Source organism: Alkalibacterium sp. m-11 (assembly GCF_054658155.1).
On record NZ_BAAGIR010000183.1, the window covers coordinates 1 to 3,259 of the forward strand.

The 3,259-nt window shown below is 36.3% G+C and carries 3 protein-coding genes; all 3 read right to left on the reverse strand.

What is annotated here, in order from left to right:
* Window positions 1-213 precede the first annotated feature (213 nt).
* The 3 genes from ACYQ2O_RS11310 to ACYQ2O_RS11320 all read right to left on the reverse strand — a co-directional run bounded on the left by ACYQ2O_RS11310 (window position 214) and on the right by ACYQ2O_RS11320 (window position 2,808).
* A complete protein-coding gene (locus ACYQ2O_RS11310; RefSeq protein ID WP_091264656.1) occupies window positions 214-861 on the reverse strand; it encodes an adaptor protein MecA in 648 nt (215 codons plus the stop codon).
* A 222-nt stretch (window positions 862-1,083) separates the two neighbouring features.
* Window positions 1,084-1,491, reverse strand: a complete 408-nt coding sequence (spxA, locus tag ACYQ2O_RS11315; protein WP_091264658.1) for a transcriptional regulator SpxA — start codon at window positions 1,489-1,491, stop codon at window positions 1,084-1,086.
* Between the two features lie 297 nt (window positions 1,492-1,788).
* Entirely contained in the window at window positions 1,789-2,808 is a 1,020-nt protein-coding gene (locus ACYQ2O_RS11320) for a lipoate--protein ligase (RefSeq protein ID WP_346025236.1), read from the reverse strand.
* Window positions 2,809-3,259: the final 451 nt, after the last annotated feature.

Consider the following 3,259-nt stretch of genomic DNA (forward strand, 5'->3'; position numbering starts at 1 on the left):
TCACCCTTGTGACCTTAACTGAAACCATTCAAGTGTTTGTCAAGGGCAAATGCGGCTCCGATTGGTATAGTCAGTGGGCCTTCACCACCTTTAATTTTTAGTTTTCATAAAAAATTTGACAGTTCCATTTAATTCTTATATATACTATTGTCCTTTTATTCAAATACTCATCAAAAAAGACCACAAAGAAAATCATCTCTGTGGTCTTTCCTCTTAATTAAAATAGTATCTGGTCATTTCCAGGGCGTTTGTCTTCATTATCTGATCAGCATATTCATTGAGTACATCTGAGGATATCGTACTCTTCTCTCCATACTCCAGAGCTACGGCCAGCTCCTCTTCACTCGTTTTTTCATTCATTTCTTCAATAAAGAAAATTAAGTGGAGATAATACTGTCCTTTGTACGTGAACAAGTTTGATGCACCGCTTTCCATATGAAAAGATTGGGCTAACTGTATCATCTGTTCGAAATTGTTCAACACAACAATTGCCTCTTTAGTCTCATTATCATCCAGACTGTACTCTTCCACTTCGTCTGTAAGTTCATGATCACTCTCGTCCGGATGACTGTCAAACGCTGCATCACCCAGTCCAGTGAGCTGGTTCATCTCTTCCTTGAAATTAGCTCCCTTACTGATGAATAGTTCAAGACCATTGTTGTTCGGCATGACTTGGAATGTAACTGCTTCTGATTCCTGGAATTCCTCATCAATATCAACTTCTTCCAATATACTGTAGAAGAATTTTTCGATTTGCTTCTGATTTCCTAACAGGTCCAGGAATGTAATCCCACGTTCTTCTAAATCTGTATTTTCGATGACCACTCGTATAGTATCTTCATTGATATGTTCAATTTCCATTATCCCGCACCTCGCAATTCTGTGGAGAACAGGTCCTCCATCTGGGATGATAAATCATTCTTTTGTATACAAAAACAGTCCAGATCGACTGCACTTAGATTATTATACAAAAGCTAGCCTGCAAATACAAGCTATGACGATTACATTGTACTTTTTTGTTCTCATAAGGTCAAAAAGAACCGACCCACTGTCGATTCTTTTTTAGTCGTTAATATGCTGTTCTTATACTTGAGATAGAGCTACAAGTTTCTGAGCCTTTTCAAGTTCCATTGCTCTTACTTCTCGAGGAACAAATTGACGGATTTCATCTTCATTGTACCCAATCTGAAGTCTTCGGTCATCAATGATGATCGGTCTTCTAATCAATGTCGGATTCTCCTGAATGACTTCGAACAGTTCTTTTAAAGATAATTCATCAAGATCAATATCCAGTTCTTTAAATGCTTTGGAACGAGTGGAAATAATATCTTCCGTTCCATCTTCTGTCAGTCTCATAATTGCTTTTATCTCTTCAATTTTTAAAGGTTCGTGAGCCATATTCTTCTCGTAGTAAGGGATGTCGTACTCCTCAAGCCATGCCTTTGCTTTTCTGCATGATGTGCAACTTGGTGTTGTAAATAATGTGACCATTATGTATTTCTCCCTTCATGTCTAATGTTTCTTTTAGATGATTGTCATCTTCTACACTTAATACTATAGAGTAATTGTGAACAGTTGTAAACCCTATTTGTTATTTTTTTGACTTATTTCTTCGTTTTATTATACATAGTTCTTAAAAAAAGTTGATATATAGAGGTTTTAAAGAATTTGATATATGAATATCTGCGAACTCAGATTATAACTTTTATAATCTAGAGTGTCGTTAAGACACAAAAAGCTCCAACCCAGTATTAAAACTGAGCTGGAGCTTTACCTAGAGAACTGGTCTTAGTATAAAAGATCAACAAGTTCTTCAATATCTACATTTCCAAAATAGGTTTGAGTGTCGATATCCTTTAATGCATGAGTAATGGCTTCTCGGGTATATGGAACACCTTGCAAGTCTTTTTCAACATCTTCTATTTCGCCCATACCAAAGAAATCACCGAAAATACGAATATCCTCTATTTTTCCTTTTCTTACATTCATTTTAACTTCTACTGTTCCTACAGACAGACGTTCACTTCTTTCCATATCAAAGGATGGAGATTTTCCGTAATTCCATTCCCAATTTGCTGTATACTGTTCAGCGAACGCTTCTATCTTGACCCAATCCTCATCTGTCAGAACATACTCTTTAATGTCTTCAGACTTATCAGTATCAAAAATATAAAGCAGCAGCTTGTCTCTGAAGTCTTTTGCATTCATAAACTGATAAGAATCATCCAGATAAGGTTTGATGTTTGTTACTCTGCTTCTGATGGATTTGATCCCTTTAGATTCCAGTTTATGTTTTTTAGGTTTAAGAGCCTTGACGACTGCTTCGATTTCAGAATCAAACATTAATGTGCCGTGAGCAGTCAAGCGGTTGTTTTTAGCATACATGGCATTGCCTGAGAATTTTTTACCATCAATGACCAGATCATTTCTCCCACGAAGTTCTGCCCCTTCTACCCCCATCTGATGAAGCGCATCAATGACTGGAGAAGTAAATTTCTTGAAGTCTCTGAAGGAGTTCCCATCATCTTTAGTCAGAAAACAAAAGTTCAGTACACCCATATCATGATAGACAGCTCCTCCGCCAGAGAAGCGACGAACGACTGTCACATTGTTTTCGTCTACATATGTCGTGTTTACTTCTTCATATGTGTTCTGGTTTCTCCCGACAATAATCGAATTATCATTAATATAGAATAGCAGAATCGGCTCATCAAGCTCTACTTCATTCAATAGGTAATATTCAATTGCCAGGTTGATTCTTGGATCGTGAATTTCTTTTCCATTTCTCTGGTTCTTTACATAATACATATACAGTTCTCCTCGCATAATAAGTTTGAAGATAAGAATTTTACTTATCTTCCTTGGTTGTTTTCTTAGTGTGTTAGAGGCTTCTCCCCCCATGGGAGAGAAAAATTCGAAATTGTCGACCCTCTTGTCCACTTTTGATCTTTGATAATTTCTTTGATAATTTAAAAATATCCATAGAAAAATAATTTATTTAGGACGACTATTCGACAAAAAAAGCTGAACGTATTTTTGGGTATGTGGCGATTTAGTTGAGTACGGCTTATTTACCGAATATTACTGAAATCTTTTAAACTTTATTCTTTACTTACCACTATAATGCTTAAATACTCAAGTTTCGCACCCTAATAAATGCTTCACAATCCTATCGGATTAACCCTCACCAAAGAAATTACGCAGCAATTTGTTCTTGGTTTGACTGATTTCCAATCAAAATTTCTTTGAATGCCGCCGG

What these genes read in the sequence shown, in the direction of transcription:
- ACYQ2O_RS11320 (WP_346025236.1), bottom strand. Translation starts at nt 2,808, where the DNA reads ATGTATTATGTAAAGAACCAGAGAAATGGAAAAGAAATTCACGATCCA.
- ACYQ2O_RS11310 (WP_091264656.1), bottom strand. Translation starts at nt 861, where the DNA reads ATGGAAATTGAACATATCAATGAAGATACTATACGAGTGGTCATCGAA.
- spxA (WP_091264658.1), bottom strand. Translation starts at nt 1,491, where the DNA reads ATGGTCACATTATTTACAACACCAAGTTGCACATCATGCAGAAAAGCA.